The organism is Pollutimonas rozaliensis, assembly GCF_048751585.1.
In the GTDB taxonomy this organism is placed as follows: Bacteria; Pseudomonadota; Gammaproteobacteria; order Burkholderiales; family Burkholderiaceae_B.
Genome location: NZ_JAZHOB010000251.1, coordinates 1 through 253 on the forward strand (window position 1 = coordinate 1; position 253 = coordinate 253).

The 253-nt window shown below is 44.7% G+C and carries 1 protein-coding gene; it reads left to right on the top strand.

Going from position 1 to position 253, the window contains the following annotated elements; all coding sequences use genetic code 11:
- The coding region (locus tag V0R37_RS22785; RefSeq protein ID WP_420376645.1) for a LysR substrate-binding domain-containing protein at positions 1 to 253 on the top strand (253 nt) is incomplete at both ends.

Sequence of the window (253 nt, forward strand, 5' to 3'; positions counted from 1 at the left end):
TGCGTGTATCCAATACATTTTCTGAGCATTTCCTTGACCCAAGATTGCCGAGTTTTTTAAAAGATTATCCCCGCTTTCGAGTTCGGTTATACACCTCGCCATGGAGCCAATCTGATCAAAGAAGTCAGCATGATATTGAAATATATAACGGTTATGGTGACTGGGATGGGCGTCAAGTCGAACGGCTAACTCATGAATACTGGCAAGTGGTGTGCCGCCCACAAGCCATAAACCATTACGGTAACGTCACTTG